This is a genomic window from Aliivibrio sp. A6 (assembly GCF_028765505.1).
GTDB lineage: Bacteria > Pseudomonadota > Gammaproteobacteria > Enterobacterales > Vibrionaceae > Aliivibrio > Aliivibrio finisterrensis_A.
On record NZ_JARACR010000016.1, the window covers coordinates 69,182 to 84,454 of the forward strand.

The 15,273-nt window shown below is 39.9% G+C and carries 14 protein-coding genes; all 14 read left to right on the forward strand.

Annotation, left to right across the window (positions count from 1 at the left end; translation table 11 throughout):
• Positions 1-6: 6 nt before the first annotated feature.
• The 14 genes from PVK70_RS11080 (at position 7) to tssK (ending at position 15,273) form a co-directional block, all read left to right on the forward strand.
• Positions 7-558, forward strand: a complete 552-nt coding sequence (locus tag PVK70_RS11080; protein ID WP_130048267.1) for a primosomal replication protein — start codon at positions 7-9, stop codon at positions 556-558.
• 40 nt (positions 559-598) lie between these two features.
• Positions 599-754: a pleiotropic regulatory protein RsmS gene (gene rsmS, locus PVK70_RS11085; RefSeq protein ID WP_242504789.1), complete on the forward strand. Its 156-nt coding sequence runs from the start codon at positions 599-601 to the stop codon at positions 752-754.
• Between the two features lie 226 nt (positions 755-980).
• On the forward strand, positions 981-2,534 hold the full coding sequence (tssA, locus tag PVK70_RS11090; RefSeq protein ID WP_130048268.1) for a type VI secretion system protein TssA: 1,554 nt from the start codon (positions 981-983) through the stop codon (positions 2,532-2,534).
• A gap of 48 nt (positions 2,535-2,582) precedes the next feature.
• On the forward strand, positions 2,583-3,083 hold the full coding sequence (tssB, locus tag PVK70_RS11095; protein ID WP_130043304.1) for a type VI secretion system contractile sheath small subunit: 501 nt from the start codon (positions 2,583-2,585) through the stop codon (positions 3,081-3,083).
• A gap of 3 nt (positions 3,084-3,086) precedes the next feature.
• Positions 3,087-4,562: a type VI secretion system contractile sheath large subunit gene (gene tssC, locus PVK70_RS11100; RefSeq protein WP_130048269.1), complete on the forward strand. Its 1,476-nt coding sequence runs from the start codon at positions 3,087-3,089 to the stop codon at positions 4,560-4,562.
• A 139-nt stretch (positions 4,563-4,701) separates the two neighbouring features.
• A complete protein-coding gene (gene tssE, locus PVK70_RS11105) occupies positions 4,702-5,097 on the forward strand; it encodes a type VI secretion system baseplate subunit TssE (protein ID WP_130043302.1) in 396 nt (131 codons plus the stop codon).
• On the forward strand, positions 5,094-6,845 hold the full coding sequence (tssF, locus tag PVK70_RS11110) for a type VI secretion system baseplate subunit TssF (RefSeq protein WP_130048270.1): 1,752 nt from the start codon (positions 5,094-5,096) through the stop codon (positions 6,843-6,845). Before tssE ends, tssF begins: the two co-directional genes overlap by 4 nt.
• Positions 6,809-7,879, forward strand: a complete 1,071-nt coding sequence (gene tssG / locus PVK70_RS11115) for a type VI secretion system baseplate subunit TssG (RefSeq protein ID WP_130048271.1) — start codon at positions 6,809-6,811, stop codon at positions 7,877-7,879. The genes tssF and tssG overlap by 37 nt, the downstream gene beginning before the upstream one ends.
• On the forward strand, positions 7,876-10,458 hold the full coding sequence (gene tssH / locus PVK70_RS11120) for a type VI secretion system ATPase TssH (RefSeq protein WP_130048272.1): 2,583 nt from the start codon (positions 7,876-7,878) through the stop codon (positions 10,456-10,458). The genes tssG and tssH overlap by 4 nt, the downstream gene beginning before the upstream one ends.
• 2 nt (positions 10,459-10,460) lie before the next feature.
• Positions 10,461-11,990, forward strand: a complete 1,530-nt coding sequence (locus tag PVK70_RS11125; RefSeq protein WP_130048273.1) for a sigma-54 interaction domain-containing protein — start codon at positions 10,461-10,463, stop codon at positions 11,988-11,990.
• Positions 11,991-11,992: 2 nt separating this feature from the next.
• Positions 11,993-12,121: a hypothetical protein gene (locus PVK70_RS11130; protein WP_130043297.1), complete on the forward strand. Its 129-nt coding sequence runs from the start codon at positions 11,993-11,995 to the stop codon at positions 12,119-12,121.
• Position 12,122: 1 nt separating this feature from the next.
• The gene (gene tagH, locus PVK70_RS11135; protein WP_130048274.1) at positions 12,123-13,415 is read left to right on the forward strand and encodes a type VI secretion system-associated FHA domain protein TagH; all 1,293 of its coding nucleotides are present in this window, start codon (positions 12,123-12,125) and stop codon (positions 13,413-13,415) included.
• 35 nt (positions 13,416-13,450) lie between these two features.
• Positions 13,451-13,939 (forward strand): type VI secretion system lipoprotein TssJ, encoded by a 489-nt coding sequence (gene tssJ / locus PVK70_RS11140; RefSeq protein WP_130048275.1) that lies wholly within the window; start codon positions 13,451-13,453, stop codon positions 13,937-13,939.
• An 11-nt stretch (positions 13,940-13,950) separates the two neighbouring features.
• Positions 13,951-15,273, forward strand: coding sequence for a type VI secretion system baseplate subunit TssK (tssK, locus tag PVK70_RS11145; RefSeq protein ID WP_130048276.1), 1,323 nt, complete (start codon positions 13,951-13,953; stop codon positions 15,271-15,273).

Here is a 15,273-nt window from a genome sequence, read left to right on the forward strand (position 1 = left end):
GATACAATGACAAACTTCAGTTCTATTGAAATCATGCTTGAACAGCTAGGGAAAACGGCTACAGAAATTGATCGTCGCCGAGGTGAACAGCGATTACCCTTATTTGATGAGCGATTATTTGGCTGCCGCAGTCGTTACCTTGTTCCTTGCATCAACGAAACTAAATCAACGCTTGGGTCAATTCAACGAGAAGAAAAAGCAGGTATCCTCACAGCCCAACGTGCCGAATATTTAACACAAATGCTAGTCGCACAAATAGAAGCAATTCAACGAGAGGTGGCAACTCAACGTATCCGTTCAAATGAACCAAGGCCAAAAGGCAGCTACAAAAAGCCGATTAGTGACATGTATCAAGACTTGGCTCAGCATCAAGAATGGGAACGCCGACTAACTCAAATGGTTAGAGAGCAAGAGCACGCCATAAATAACTGCCATTCTTTTTCTCAGCAGCAAGGTTTACAAAAAACACTTCTTACCACAGAAAAGCGATTAGAACGCTGTAAAGAAGCCATGAAACGTTTAGAACAACAAATTACTTATCGAGAGCAAAATGACTAAAGAACAAGCAATTAACGATGATATCGAAACTAACGTTAGCATTGAACAAGAAACACCAACTAGCCCACTCGATAATGCTCCAGATGAAATTAAACTTGCTGTCGATTTAATTTACCTATTAGAAAGTAACGAAGTAAAAAAAGACATTGCAGTAAAAGCATTAGAAATCGTACTTAATGATTTTAAAAACAAATAAATAATCATCTCACTTATGAGTCATCACTCTCAATAGTGAGCCAGGTGAAATAGATGTATTTAATTTATTTACATAAAACTTAGATCTATTTCTCAATTAATTTTCATCGCGAATTATTACCCTTCCTTAATATCCCATAGCCATTTATCATTAGTATATAAATAAAAAATATAATAATAAAAAACTTAATAATATTCTTGAATCACATCATTTGGCTAGGGTGAATATGTATTCTTATAATAATATTCTCACTGATATATCAGGAGAGAATCGCTTTGGCACAGATCTATCTTATGAATCTGAATTTGAAGCCATCGAAAATGAAGTAAGTAATTCGACTAATCTGTTTGCTACTAGCAAAACGGACTGGTCACTAGTTCGCGGTAACTCATTGAATCTATTGGAAAATCAAACAAAAGATTATCGATTAATTTACTGGGTTTTATTGTCTATTCAAAAAGAAGGATTAACTAAAGAACTTATTGTACTTACCCCTATAATTAACAGTTTTATTATTAAATATAAATCCGATGTATTTCCTAGCAGAAAGAAACGTTTATATTCATCTATTAACCAAAGTGTTAATATAATAAATGAGATAGCAAAAGAGCTAATAAATCATATTGATAAAATAGAATCTATTGATGAATTTGTTGTTTTATTTTCTGATTTAGAAACTACTATTTCCACTATTTTTGAGTCTAATACTGATAATGTTTCATCTATCATTAATCAATTAAAAACACATAAGAAACGATTAAAATCATCGATACTCAAAGACATCCCAGATGCCCCAGTTCCCTCTCAAAAAATCGAGAAAAAAACAGCAGTAGCTAGCGATGCATCTCTATCATTTACACAAACCGAAATTACTAATGACAGAGATGCAAATAAGGCACTTCGTCACCTACAAGATGTCGCTCGTTCCTTATCTAAATATTGGCTAAACCAGCGAATCAATGATGAAAAAGTCTATCAACTAAATAGAACACTAACTTGGCTTACCATTGCACAGGTTCCTGCGAGTAATGACAGTAAAGTAACTATGTTAAAACCTGTCCCTCAAGCTAGACAGCAGCACTTTCAGCAACTAAAAAACGAAGCAAACCATTCTAAGCTATTAATTGAAATAGAAGAGAGCCTCTCGAAATCCCCTTTTTGGCTCGATGGCCATTTCATGGTATGGGAAATCCTTACCGAATTAAAACATGATGACGCAGCACAATCGGTCATAGATCAGCTCACTTTATTACTCAAAAAAACACCTGATATTATTACTCTTAAATTTGATGACGGTTCTGAATTTGCCAATGCTTCTACCAAAGCATGGTTAGAGCAGCAGTGCTCTGAAGCCAAATCAACACCAGTTTCTTCTCAATCTTCTTTTATCGAAAGCAACACAAAAAGTGAATGGGATTCAACACTCAGAGACGCACAAGAACAATTACTTCAATCCTCTCTTAGTGAAGCGTTACACCCACTTATCTTAGGCCATCATCATTCACGCTCTGCAAGAGAGGCTTTCTTTTGGCAGTTTTCTCAAGCCAAGCTGTTATCTCATGCAAAAAAATTTGATTTAGCTATTCCATTACTTCGCTGGCTCGATACTAAATTTTCAGGGTCAGTATTGAGAGATTGGGATCCGGTACTTGAAGAACGTTTATTAGAGCTTTGGTTATCATGCCAAAACCAACAGCCAGTAAAAGAACAAGATAAAGCCGTAATGGCTCAATTACGTGAACGACTCTGTTGTCTAAATCCAATGCGAGTTCTCAGCTAAACCAAAAACACTAACCTACTGATATACAATGTAAAACTAGGAGACCCCATGTCAAAAGATGGATCTGTTGCGCCAAAAGAGCGTGTAAATGTGACATTCAAACCAGCGACTGGTGATGCAACCGAAGAACTTGAACTCCCACTCAAGATGATGGTGCTTGGTGATTTTACTCAACAAGAAGATGAGCGAAAGCTCGAAGATAGAAAGCCATTTAGTGTTGATAAAAACAACTTTAACGATGTAATTGAAAAACAAAACCTGAATATTCAATTTGGTGTTAAAAACCAGCTACAGGAAGGCGAAGAAGGTAGCGATGAGATCCCTGTAAATCTCTCTTTTAAGCATATTAATGATTTTGATCCTGCAAGTATTGTAGAACAAGTACCCGAACTTAAAGGATTAATGGACCTTCGTGAAGCTCTTGTTTCGTTAAAAGGACCGCTAGGTAATGTGCCTGCATTTAGAAAAGCGATTGAAGACGCCTTAGTGGATGAAACTGCCCGCGAGAAGCTTTTAAACGAACTTGGTTTAGCAACAGAAAAGGAATAATTCATGTCAGAAACAAGTACATTGCAAGAGGCGCAAAATGAAACGACTGCTGGCCTTCTTGACCAAATTGTTGCTCAAACAAACTTAACACCAGAAGACGAGACCTATGGTATTGCTAAACGTGGTGTTAGTGCTTTTATTGAAGAACTATTAAAGCCACACAACCAAGCAGAACCAGTTAAAAAAGCATTAATTGACAAGATGATCACCGAAATTGATCAACGCTTAGGGACTCAAGTTGATGAGATATTACACCATTCTGCTTTCCAGCAACTCGAATCAGCATGGCGCGGTTTAAAATTATTAGTTGATCGCACTGACTTCCGTGAAAACACCAAAATTGAAGTCATTAATGTGTCTAAAAACGATTTATTAGAGGACTTTGAAGATGCATCTGAAATCACTCAATCAGGGCTTTATAAGCACGTCTACACTAATGAGTTTGGCACATTTGGTGGGCAACCTGTTGGTGCTATCATTGGTAATTATGACTTTGGCCCTTCTGCGCCTGACATTAAAAATCTTCAAAATGTGGCGTCTGTAGCAGCAATGGCTCATGCCCCTTTCATTTCTGCTGCTGGACCTAAGTTCTTTGGTCTAGAGTCATTTGAAGGTCTTCCTGATCTTAAAGATCTAAGTGATCACTTTGAAAGCCCACAATACACAAAATGGCAAAGCTTCCGCGAGCAAGAAGATTCACGTTTTGTTGGTTTAACATTACCAAGGTTCTTATTACGTCAACCATATGACCCAGAAGAGAACCCGGTAAAAACCTTTAATTATCATGAAAATGTCTCTGCCACGCACGAAGATTATTTATGGGGAAACACCGCCTTTACGATGGCGTCACGTATTACTGACAGCTTTGCAAATTTCCGTTGGTGTCCAAACATCATCGGCCCTCAATCTGGAGGAGCCGTTGAAGATTTACCTCTGCATCATTTTGAAAGCATGGGTGACATTGAAACTAAAATCCCAACTGAAGTTTTGGTTTCAGATCGCCGAGAATACGAATTAGCAGAAGAAGGGTTTATCGCACTAACCATGCGAAAAGGATCGGATAATGCGGCGTTTTTCTCTGCAAACTCAGTGCAAAAAGCCAAATTTTTCGGTAATACCGAAGAAGGTAAAACCGCCGAGTTAAATTACCGTTTAGGTACTCAGCTTCCTTATCTTTTCATTATTAGCCGCCTTGCTCATTACATAAAAGTATTACAGCGCGAACAAATTGGCAGTTGGAAAGAGCGTACCGATCTAGAGCAAGAGTTAAATACTTGGATACGCCAATATATTGCAGACCAAGAGAATCCACCAGCAGAAGTTCGTAGTCGTAGGCCGCTGCGCGCAGCAAACATTGAAGTTATGGACGTTGAAGGAAACCCTGGTTGGTACAAAGTCAATCTTTCGGTTCGTCCTCACTTTAAATACATGGGTTCTGATTTTACGTTGTCACTGGTTGGTAAACTGGATCAAGAGTAACCCTATTTCTCTGTGCTCATACATTCGTTTTTTATGGGTACAGAGAGTTTTATAAGTACAGAAAACTTTATAAGTATAGAAAGCTTTATGAGTATAGATAGTTTTACCCAACTATCACGCATTAATGGATTAATGACACATGGCATCACAACGTTTATTTGAACGGCTACTAACTGGAACAACACAGTACAACCAAGCATCAACGACTCATGCGATTACTGAGTCTATTCGCGCGCACGTTGCACAACTGCTATCAACACGACAAGGAGCGGCACTAATTCGACCTGACTTAGGTCTACCAGATCTTAATATGTCCCATATGACTCCTCACGATGCCATTTTGCATGTGAAGCGAGAAGTCGAACGTGTCATCACTTGTTATGAGTCTCGCCTTAGCAATATTCAAGTACGCTACCTAGGGGACATACACAGCCCACTGCATTTGTATTTTGATATTCAAGGAGACGTAATTCTAAATGGTCAAATAGTCCCAATTTCATTTACCACGAATAATCCAATGCAAGGTGCAGCATGAGTTTTGAGCAGTATTATCATTCTGAATTAGTGGCCTTACGCGAGCTAGGAAAATCTTTTTCTGAAGAGAACCCTGCCCTTGCTCCTTTTCTTGGTCAAGAAGGGTTAGATCCAGATATTGAGCGTCTGTTTGAAGGATTTGCTTTTTTAGTTGGTCGTTTACATCAACGTTTAGATAATCAATTGCCAGAGCTAACCCATTCATTGATGCGACTCTTATGGCCCAATTACGTGCAAGCGTTACCCGCAATGAGTACCTTAAAATTCACACCAACCGATGCACTAACACAAAAAACCTTAATTAAGCGTGGTACCGAAGTATTAAGCCAGCCCATTGAAGGGGTTCAGTGTCAATTTAAGACCTGTTATGACGTCGACGTGTACCCAATTTCAATTCATTCATCATCATTTATTGCAAACGGGAATGGCGGGATATATCAGCTCCGGTTAGAGCTTCCATCTGGGGTTACACTGCATTCTCTTAATATGAAACAGCTTAAAGTTCACTTTAACGGTGATAAAGCCAGCAGCCTTGCTTTAATCATGGCACTTTGCTCAACCACTACTCAAGCTGAGTTTTGTGCATTAGACAAAGATAATACTCTTATTAATCGTTCTACTTTCTCAGTAGACAGTATTCAATCTGTTGGTTTTTCTTCAGATCAAGCCTTGTTTGATTATCCTCTGAATACGTTCGAGGGCTATCGACATATCCAAGAATTTTTTTGTTATCCAGAAAAGTATTACTACATTGACTTAACTGAACTTCCTCTTTGGCCAGCTCAGTTTAGTGAAGGGTGTAAATACATAGATCTCCGTTTCACCATTGCTAGCCTTACTCAGCAACCATTTTATGCGAACCGTATAAAGCCCGAATTGTTTTGCACACCAATTGCTAATTCATTTCAAACGGATACGCAGCCGATCTTACTTACCCACCGTAAAGATCAATATAAAATTACGCCTGCATCATTTACTGATGCTAATAGCACGATTTTATCTATTGAAGAGGTACAAGGATGGAACCCTGGTCAAAAAGGGCGAATCCATTTTTATCACTTTGAATCATTTGAACATAATGATAAAAATAAACACTCGAATTATTACAGCATTCGACAAGAAAAGAACATTGTGAATGGGCATTTTGATACCTATTTATCCTTTCGCTCTCAATATACCTTTACTAATAACGTGACCGTGTCACTGTCTGTTACTGCGTGTAATGGCCCATTAGCTCAACGATTAGCAATAGACTCCATTACAGAAACCACATCCCAAACCACAGGTTCGGTGACATTTACTAATGTACGTGCAGTTACGCCTTGTTATACGCCACCGATTGAAAAAGACGGATTGTGGTCACTGATCTCAAACATGTCACTTAATTATCTCTCATTAACCAAACCAGAAGCATTTAAACGCATTTTGTTAGCTTACGACTTTGCAGGTCAGCAAGACGACGCTAAGGGAAAAAAACATCAACGTTTAATTGATGGCATTGAGGACATCACCACAAAACCAAGTGATATGTTGTATGAAGGGGCGCCTGTTCGTGCCATGAATACCCATTTACATCTCAACAGTAAGCATTTTTTATGTGAAGGTGAGCTTTATCTCTTCGCAACCGTCATCAATGAATTCCTGTCTCTCTACACCAGTATGAATTCATTTAATCAACTTAACGTGACAAGTACAGATGGAGGAGACTATTCATGGCAACCACGAATGGGACAGCAACCTCTTATCTAACTGAAGAAGCAGCACCAATAGTCATTAACTCGCTACCATCAATGACTGTTGAATCTGCACTTGCACTAAATATCTCGGTTGAGAATATTGGTCATTTATCATTAATGAAAGCGCTTGATCATGTGTGCTATCAACTTTGTTCTCATTATGATTTATCTCACGATGACGCTTATGAGCGTATACAATTTATTGCTAATCCTTCTCAGGGCTTTGCTCCGCGAGAAATCCAAAGCGTGTCGGTTGTAAGCCATAATGATGGGTTACCAAAAATCATCATGACTTTAAATATGCTGTCGCTGATTGGGGCATCCTCCCCTCTGCCTCATTATTACAATGACTATTTATTGCAAGATGAACACAATGTTCTTAAACCATTTCTCGATATTTTTCATCATCGTCTTCACCGCCTTATTCGAAATGTATGGCAAAAATACCGCTATAACGCCGCATTTAGAGAAGGGGCAGATGATCCATTCTCTCAACATATTTTTGCCTTACTCGGGCTAAAAAGCGAAGAGTTACGTGACGACAAATCAATAAATTGGCCTCGTTTGTTTCCATATTTAGGGTTACTCAGCCAGCGTGTTCGATCGGCAAACACCATCGAAGCCTTATTGCGTTATTACTTTCAGCATTCTGATATTCACATTGAAGAATGTATTTTACGTCACTGCCATATACCAGAAAAACAGCTGTGCTCATTAGGAGTAATGAATTCCTCACTCTCTAGTAATGTTGTGCTTGGAGACAGTGCACCTGACCGTGCGAATAAATTTAGAATTCATATTACTCAACTGACATGGGAACACTTTCATTCATTTTTAACCGATAAACCCAATTGGATTACTCTAAATCGATTAGTGCAATTTACCGTAAAAGATCCACTCGACTTCGATATTCAACTTCATTTAAAAGACGACGAACCCCGTCCATTGACCCTATCAGACAGCAATGAATGCTGCTTAGGTTGGACGAGTTGGCTAGGTTCAAGTGCGAATGAAGGGCGTATTACACTTTCAGGGAAGACATTATGATTAACGTAGAATTACCTCAATTAATTAAGACCTTAGACAAAGAATCCCACTTAGCGCTAGAGCAAGCAGCTCAATTATGTGTGGCTCGTGGAGGAAACGAGGTACTGTGTGAGGATTTCATCCTAGCAGCGCTTAATAACCCGCAAAGTTTTTGGAATAAAGCATGTCAGCAATACCAAGTATCAAGCGAACGTTTAATTGAAGCGCTACAACACGGACGAAAAAGTACAGTATCTGAAAGCAATCACCCAGTTCTCTCCACTGCTCTGATTGAGTGGCTACAAGAAAGTTATTTGTATTCCATGCTTGAAATGAAGTTATCAGAGGTACTGGCTGCTAATTTGTTATTAACCCTACTTTCACACCCAAACAAATATGGCCACACTCCTTATTATCGTGAATTAAGTGTTATTCCAGCATCTTCTCTTAAGCAGCAAGTCGAAGGCCTTATCGACTCTGTAACTCAAAACGAACACACAAATCATGAGCATCAAAGTGCGCTAGAGGCCTACACTACCAATTACACCCAACTTGCTAAAGAAGATAAAATCGACCCAGTATTATGCCGAGACAGTGAGATCAGACAAATGATCGACATTTTAGCTCGTCGTCGTAAAAACAACCCGATGATTGTTGGCGAAGCGGGAGTTGGTAAAACGGCATTAGTCGAAGGCTTAGCCATCAAAATAGCACACGGTGAAGTTCCTGATCTTTTGCAAAATGTTTCTCTTCTTTCGTTAGATTTAGGCCTATTACAAGCTGGCGCAAGCATTAAAGGTGAGTTTGAACGTCGTCTAAATCTCGTTATTACTGCCGTTCAAGAAAGTCCAAGTCCTATCATTCTTTTCATTGATGAAGCCCATACCTTAATTGGTGCAGGTGGCCAAGCAGGCAGTAACGATGCGGCAAACTTATTAAAACCGGCGCTCGCTCGTGGTGAATTACGAACCATTGGCGCAACGACGTGGTCTGAGTACAAAAAATACATTGAAAAAGATCCTGCTTTAGCTCGTCGATTCCAACCTGTGAAAGTTCTTGAACCTAGCGTAGAACAAGCCGTCACCATCTTACGTGGACTTGCTGAACGCTATGAAGAGAGTCACGGCGTTTATGTACGAGACGATGCCATTATTGCCGCCGCTGAATTGTCCGCTCGTTACATTAGTGGACGTCAATTACCAGATAAAGCCATTGACCTTCTCGATACCGCTTGCGCACGAGTAAAGATCAACCTAAAAGCCAAACCAGAACCGTTAGAAGCGCTTTTGCATACCATTGCAATTACCCAGCGAGAATTAGATTGCGTTGTAAGAGACAAACAAGCAGGGATTCATATCGAAGAAAGCCTCATCACTCGCCTTGAAGACACCTTAGTCCAAACGCAGCAGCAAGCAAACGAACTAGAACAGCAATGGTGCGAGCAAAAAGAGCTAGCAGAAGCCTTACTGACTTCGAGAATCGATATTGCACAATGTGATGAAGAAGCAGAACGTGAACGCTTAGTTTGCAATCAACAAGAAATTTATCAGCAACTCACTGATGCTCAGACTTCGGGCTCTCTGGTCAATTATGAAACCTGTCCTTCTCTTGTTGCTGAGGTAGTTTCTCATTGGACAGGAATACCATTAAGCACTTTACAACGCGGTCAAGCAACGCAAGTGCTGAACATAAAACGCCAACTTAAAGAACAAATTAAAGGCCAAGATCAAGCCGTTATTGCATTAGAAAAAGCCATTCAAGCTACGGCTGCAGGTCTTAATAACCCCAATGCCCCAACGGGAGTTTTTCTGTTTGTCGGCCCAAGTGGTGTGGGAAAAACCCAAACCGCACAAGCAATCGCTGATCTAATGTATGGCGGTGAACAATTTCTTACCACCATCAATATGTCTGAGTTCCAAGAAAAACACACGGTTTCTCGCCTTATTGGCTCCCCTCCTGGCTATGTTGGTTATGGTGAAGGCGGGATATTAACGGAAGCGGTACGTCAACGACCTTATTCTGTGGTTCTACTTGATGAAGTTGAAAAAGCCGATCCAGAAGTAATGAATCTCTTCTATCAGATCTTTGATAAAGGCGTGGCAAATGACGGTGAAGGCCGAGAAATCAATTTTAGACAAACGCTTATTATAATGACATCTAACTTGGCATCAGACCAAATTGAAGCCCTGTGCAGCCACGAAGAAAAGCCAACCACAGCCGAGCTAACCAAAGCCATTCGCCCAACACTAAATCAATACTTTAAACCTGCACTTGTTGGTCGAATGAATGTGGTTCCTTTCTTCCCACTAGAGCTAGATAGCATGGAGGCCTTAGTCACTATTCGATTAAACCAACTGCAAACTCAGCTTCTACAACAAGACATTACGCTAGATTTTGATGAAGCCATTGCCCATCACATCGCTCAAAGCTGCACCTTAACCGAAACTGGTGCTCGAAATATTGATGCCGTTATTAATCATCAATTAAAACCTGCGTTTTCATCTCAAATATTATTGGCACTTGCTCGAAAAAAGCCATTACGCCAAATCACTCTTGCTATCGACTCTGATGGTCAAGTTTGCTGTGAGTTTGGGGAGTAACTATGTCAGATCAAGGTGAGTTTACTCAATGTTGGTTATCTGGGGTTCTTAAACACAGTGGCGCTCAAAAAGTCATTTGCTTTTTATCTCAAGCCTCAGGAACTCAACTGTTTAAAATGGCGGAAGGATTCACTCAAGACAATGGTAATAGCAAAATCAAACTTACCGCTATCGAGCAGAATCAACACACAAATAAGCGTATTAATACCGACTATAGCGAGTTCAATACCTTAACGCTGTGCATGAATGAAGGACGTAATTTTAACCTTCATTTCAGTCAGTGTAGTGATGAAATCAAAGATATCCTATTTGATCACACTGAACATTATTCACTCACTGATGGTGAAGTTGAATTCATGCCATTAAGGAATGCTCAAGGACGTGTTTCGGGGGTATTGATGTTCTATTTTTCACGTTTTACTTGTTATCAAAAGAGCGACAGGCAAACCATTAACACGCTTAATTCATTGGCGATTGATCGCTTAGCATTCGCCTTAAAAAACCAACATCATTCTCTGGAAGAAAAACTGTCTCCTCAATCGCAATCGGCTCATATCCCTTCTGACTTAAATATCATAGGAGAGAGCCAAGCGATTAAAAATGTACGATTAACAATTTCTAAAGCGCTGCATATAAATCGTAATGTTTTGGTTACAGGGGAGACCGGCAGTGGTAAAGAGTTAATCGCCAAAGCCATTCATCAATTTGGGAACCGAAGAAACGAGCCCTATGTGGTTCAAAACTGCGCTTCTATTCCTGAACACTTACTAGAGAGTGAGTTGTTCGGCTACCAAAAAGGGGCCTTCACAGGAGCAGATAGAGATTACATTGGACTGATACGTTCAGCAGATAAAGGCATTTTGTTTTTAGATGAGATCGGTGATATGCCAAGCTCTCTTCAGGCCAAATTACTTCGCGTGTTAGAAGAGAAGAAAGTACGCCCTCTTGGTTCAACAACACTCTACGATGTTGATGTAAAAGTCATTTCGGCGACTCATCAAGCCCTGCTTAACAAAATTGAACAAGGGGAATTTCGTCAAGATCTCTATTTCCGTCTAGCGCAATTCCCCATCGCCCTTCCACCACTTAGAGAAAGAGAAAAGGACATTGCACTTTTAGGGCGTTTTTTTGCAGAGCATTACGCCAAAGAACAACACCAAACGTCACCAACGTTAAGCAAAGGCTTTATTGATAGTCTGTCTAATTATTCCTTTCCAGGCAATGTGCGCGAGCTTAAAAACATCATTGAACGATGCTGTATGGAAGCCCCAAATAGCAAACAGTTAGACAAAGAGATCATTACGCAAGTCTTAAACGGCATCATGATCATAGCACCAAAGAAAGAAGAGCCCCTGTTAATGGGTAGCCTTTCTGAACAAATTGAGCAGTTTGAAAAAAACGTTTTGATGCAATATCTAGAAAAGCATCAAGGTCACCTGCAAACGGTCGCTAATCGACTCGAACTATCAAAAGGCTCACTCGATTATCGACTACGAAAATTTAATTTATCCGCCAAGGAATGGAGATACTAAGCATGTTGTTACGCTTTTCATTAATCACAACCCTATTACTGCTATCAGCATGCAGTAATTACGATGATTATCGCCCTGTTGGCAACCCTGAACCGCAAGAGCAATCGACATTAATTACAGAGGAAGAATAAAATGGAACTGGCCTTTGATATCATTAAATCACACGATCTTCCTATCGATACTCTGCCTACTTTCACCTTCAAAAAAGCAGGTGGAACCATAGGCCGCAGTCCAAATGCCGATTGGTATATCGCGGATACTAAACGTCAATTATCCAATATTCATGCATCGATCAGTTTTGATGACCAACAATATTTCATTACCGATAGCAGCACCAATGGAACCTATTTTGATGGTCAAGAAGCCTCTTTAAATACTGGTGAACTGCATCCTGTTTCTCATGGTGATGTTTATGAGTTAGGGTTTATCAAAATAAGAGCGCGAATTCTTCAAGATCCAACAAACTATGCATCCCCTGAGCCAACAAATAACGCCGCATTAGATCCTCTTGCTAATCATGGTACCGATCAGAACCCATCGGTATTTGATATGATCCCCGACGACAGCTTTTTAAGTAATACTCCCATAGAGGAGCTCTTAAACAGCGATGAGGAGATCATTCTAAAGCAAGTGGAAGAGAACGTTCCCTCTCAATCCATTATGGATGATGCTTTGCTTAAAGAGCAATTTATCTCTCCCGTGCTTGATGACGACATTATTAGCGAAGACATTGAATTGGAAACTCAAGCATTCAAAACTCAACCTACGTCTAAAGCTCACGCATCAACGAAAAGACAAACAACTCAACGTACGCAACCACAAGCGGAGGCTATCGGTGAAGATAATGATGCCTATTTAGCCGCACTATCTAAAGGTCTAGGAATAGAGCTGAATGACTTGGAAGATCCAGAGCAAACCTTATTTGAAATTGGTGCAGCACTACGCAGTTCAGTCAATGGCATACAACAGCTTCTGCGTACCCGTACCGAACTGAAAAATAAACTAACTGCAAATGCCACAACCATTCAAGCACAAGGAAATAACCCAATAAAATTTAGCCACGATGTAAATGACGCCCTTAATGTCATCATTCACCACAAGCCGGGGTATTTACAAGGTATTGAAGCAATAAGTCAAAGCTGTAAAGACATTCAAGCTAATCAACTGGCTATCCATGATGCATGCCAGCACACCTTAGATGCGCTGATTGATAAATTATCGCCACAAACTTTGATATACCGATTTGTTCAAGAAGGTGTGCAAAGCAAATTTGGAAAAGCCGATGCGCAATATTGGCAGGCATACAGCAAATTACACGAGCAAATTAGTAAAGATCCTGATTGGAGAAATGCCTTATTAGAGCAAGATTTTGCTAAGCAATATGAAACTCAATTACAGATGCTCTCTGCAGCGCTTCGCGTATAGCCATTAAATAGTGAAATGAAAAGGACGTTATCATTATGAAAAAATTAATTACCCTCATAACTTTGCTGTTTCTCAGTGCGTGCAGCAGTACACCTGACCCAACTTACGTAGCGTTAACCTTGAACGCATCTTCAGATCTCAACCCCGACCATGTTGATCGCCCTTCTCCATTAGTCATTAAAGTCATTGAAATATCCTCTGTCACCAGTTTTGAAAATGCGGAATTTTTTGATTTATACAACAACGCAAAATCAACATTAGGGTCGGATTTCATCGCTGAAGAAGAGCTTATCTTACGACCGGGAGATCAAAAAACCATTAAATTGAAGCTTGATGTTAAAGGTCAATATTTGGCCGTTATTGGCGCTTATCAAAACATTGATGATGCCAATTGGCATTATATCTACACCGTTGAGCAACAAGAGGCACAAAAAATTGAGCTCATCGCGACAAATAACGCCATCGTAAAGCTAGAGCGAGTAAAGAAAAAAACATCGCCTACCAATAACAATACGCGTATTTAGAGGGCAAAATTATGCAAAAAGTTATATGGAAAGAAGGCATGTTATTACGGCCTCAACATTTTCAGCAAAATGACCGTTATTACCACAATCAGTTACAAGTAAGAACTCAACAACAACACAGGTACAATTGGGGATTCCACTCCCTTAGCTTTGATAGTCATCACCTCTCTGTTGGAAAAATCGTGATCAGTCAAGCTTCTGGGATCCTTCCTGATGGTTCTTTATTTGATATTCAGCATCAGACGAACCCTATCATTTGGGAATCGGATGCCCCTGCAACCAATCTCAATTTGTATTTGGCAGTGTCTCTATCCACACTAAATAGCCCTGAAGCTCGAGAAGAAAAAGAAGTCGACATTAATACTCGTTATATCTCTTATGATCTTACGGTTGCCGATAATAATGCTCAAGTGCAAAACCTACAAACCATTAGCTGTGGTGATCTTGATTTTCATATTATTACTGAAGATGAAATTGACAACCACTGGGTAAAACTCAAATTATGTGAAGTAAAACAAGTCACTCCAGAAGGCGCGATTCAACTTAACACTCATTTTGAAGCCAGTTTTATTAATGGTCTTCACTCCTCTTTAGTCCATAGAGCATTACGGGAAGTATTGACACTGGTCACTCATAAGGCTGATATCTTAGCAGAGCGTATCACCCAATCAGGCCATGCGACCTCTGAGATTGGAGATTTTCTTTTACTTCAATTACTTAATCGATATGAACCGCAGCTTAATTATTTAAATAAATGCTCTCATTATCATCCTGAAGAACTCTTCTTATTGCTGGCTTCATTGCAAGGCGAACTTTCAGCTTACGATTCGACGCATCGTAGAGCCAATCTTGACCTTGCCTATAACCATAAAGAACAGGGGGAATCTTTTGAGCGTATTTTATTCCAACTACGTAAACAGCTAAATCAATCACTGAAACAAAATGCCTTTGAAATCCCTCTTCAAAAGCGCAATCACGGCGTACTTATCGCCCCAATTTCAGACGACAGCTTATTGCAAGAGGCAACTTTTATTCTTGCTGCTCGCTCGCTCACAGATGCCGAAACGCTGCGTAAACAATTACCGCCACAACTCAAAGTCGGCCCAGTAGAAAAAATACGTAATTTGGTGAACTTGCAACTTCCAGGGATCACTTGCCGATCTCTTTCTGTAGCACCAAGACAAGTACCTTTTCATGGCGATTATTGCTATTTCACCTTAGATCTTAATGCGAATGATCGCTCACAACTGACCCAATCGGGTGGATTCGCCTTCCATATTGCAGGTGATTTCCCTGAACTTTCTCTCTTTTTCTGGGCAATAAGGAACAGTTAA

What these genes read in the sequence shown, in the direction of transcription:
- tssG (WP_130048271.1), top strand. Translation starts at nt 6,809, where the DNA reads ATGGCAACCACGAATGGGACAGCAACCTCTTATCTAACTGAAGAAGCA.
- tssF (WP_130048270.1), top strand. Translation starts at nt 5,094, where the DNA reads ATGAGTTTTGAGCAGTATTATCATTCTGAATTAGTGGCCTTACGCGAG.
- tssJ (WP_130048275.1), top strand. Translation starts at nt 13,451, where the DNA reads ATGAAAAAATTAATTACCCTCATAACTTTGCTGTTTCTCAGTGCGTGC.
- tssA (WP_130048268.1), top strand. Translation starts at nt 981, where the DNA reads ATGTATTCTTATAATAATATTCTCACTGATATATCAGGAGAGAATCGC.
- PVK70_RS11130 (WP_130043297.1), top strand. Translation starts at nt 11,993, where the DNA reads ATGTTGTTACGCTTTTCATTAATCACAACCCTATTACTGCTATCAGCA.
- tssE (WP_130043302.1), top strand. Translation starts at nt 4,702, where the DNA reads ATGGCATCACAACGTTTATTTGAACGGCTACTAACTGGAACAACACAG.
- tssB (WP_130043304.1), top strand. Translation starts at nt 2,583, where the DNA reads ATGTCAAAAGATGGATCTGTTGCGCCAAAAGAGCGTGTAAATGTGACA.
- tssH (WP_130048272.1), top strand. Translation starts at nt 7,876, where the DNA reads ATGATTAACGTAGAATTACCTCAATTAATTAAGACCTTAGACAAAGAA.
- tssC (WP_130048269.1), top strand. Translation starts at nt 3,087, where the DNA reads ATGTCAGAAACAAGTACATTGCAAGAGGCGCAAAATGAAACGACTGCT.
- PVK70_RS11080 (WP_130048267.1), top strand. Translation starts at nt 7, where the DNA reads ATGACAAACTTCAGTTCTATTGAAATCATGCTTGAACAGCTAGGGAAA.
- tssK (WP_130048276.1), top strand. Translation starts at nt 13,951, where the DNA reads ATGCAAAAAGTTATATGGAAAGAAGGCATGTTATTACGGCCTCAACAT.
- tagH (WP_130048274.1), top strand. Translation starts at nt 12,123, where the DNA reads ATGGAACTGGCCTTTGATATCATTAAATCACACGATCTTCCTATCGAT.
- PVK70_RS11125 (WP_130048273.1), top strand. Translation starts at nt 10,461, where the DNA reads ATGTCAGATCAAGGTGAGTTTACTCAATGTTGGTTATCTGGGGTTCTT.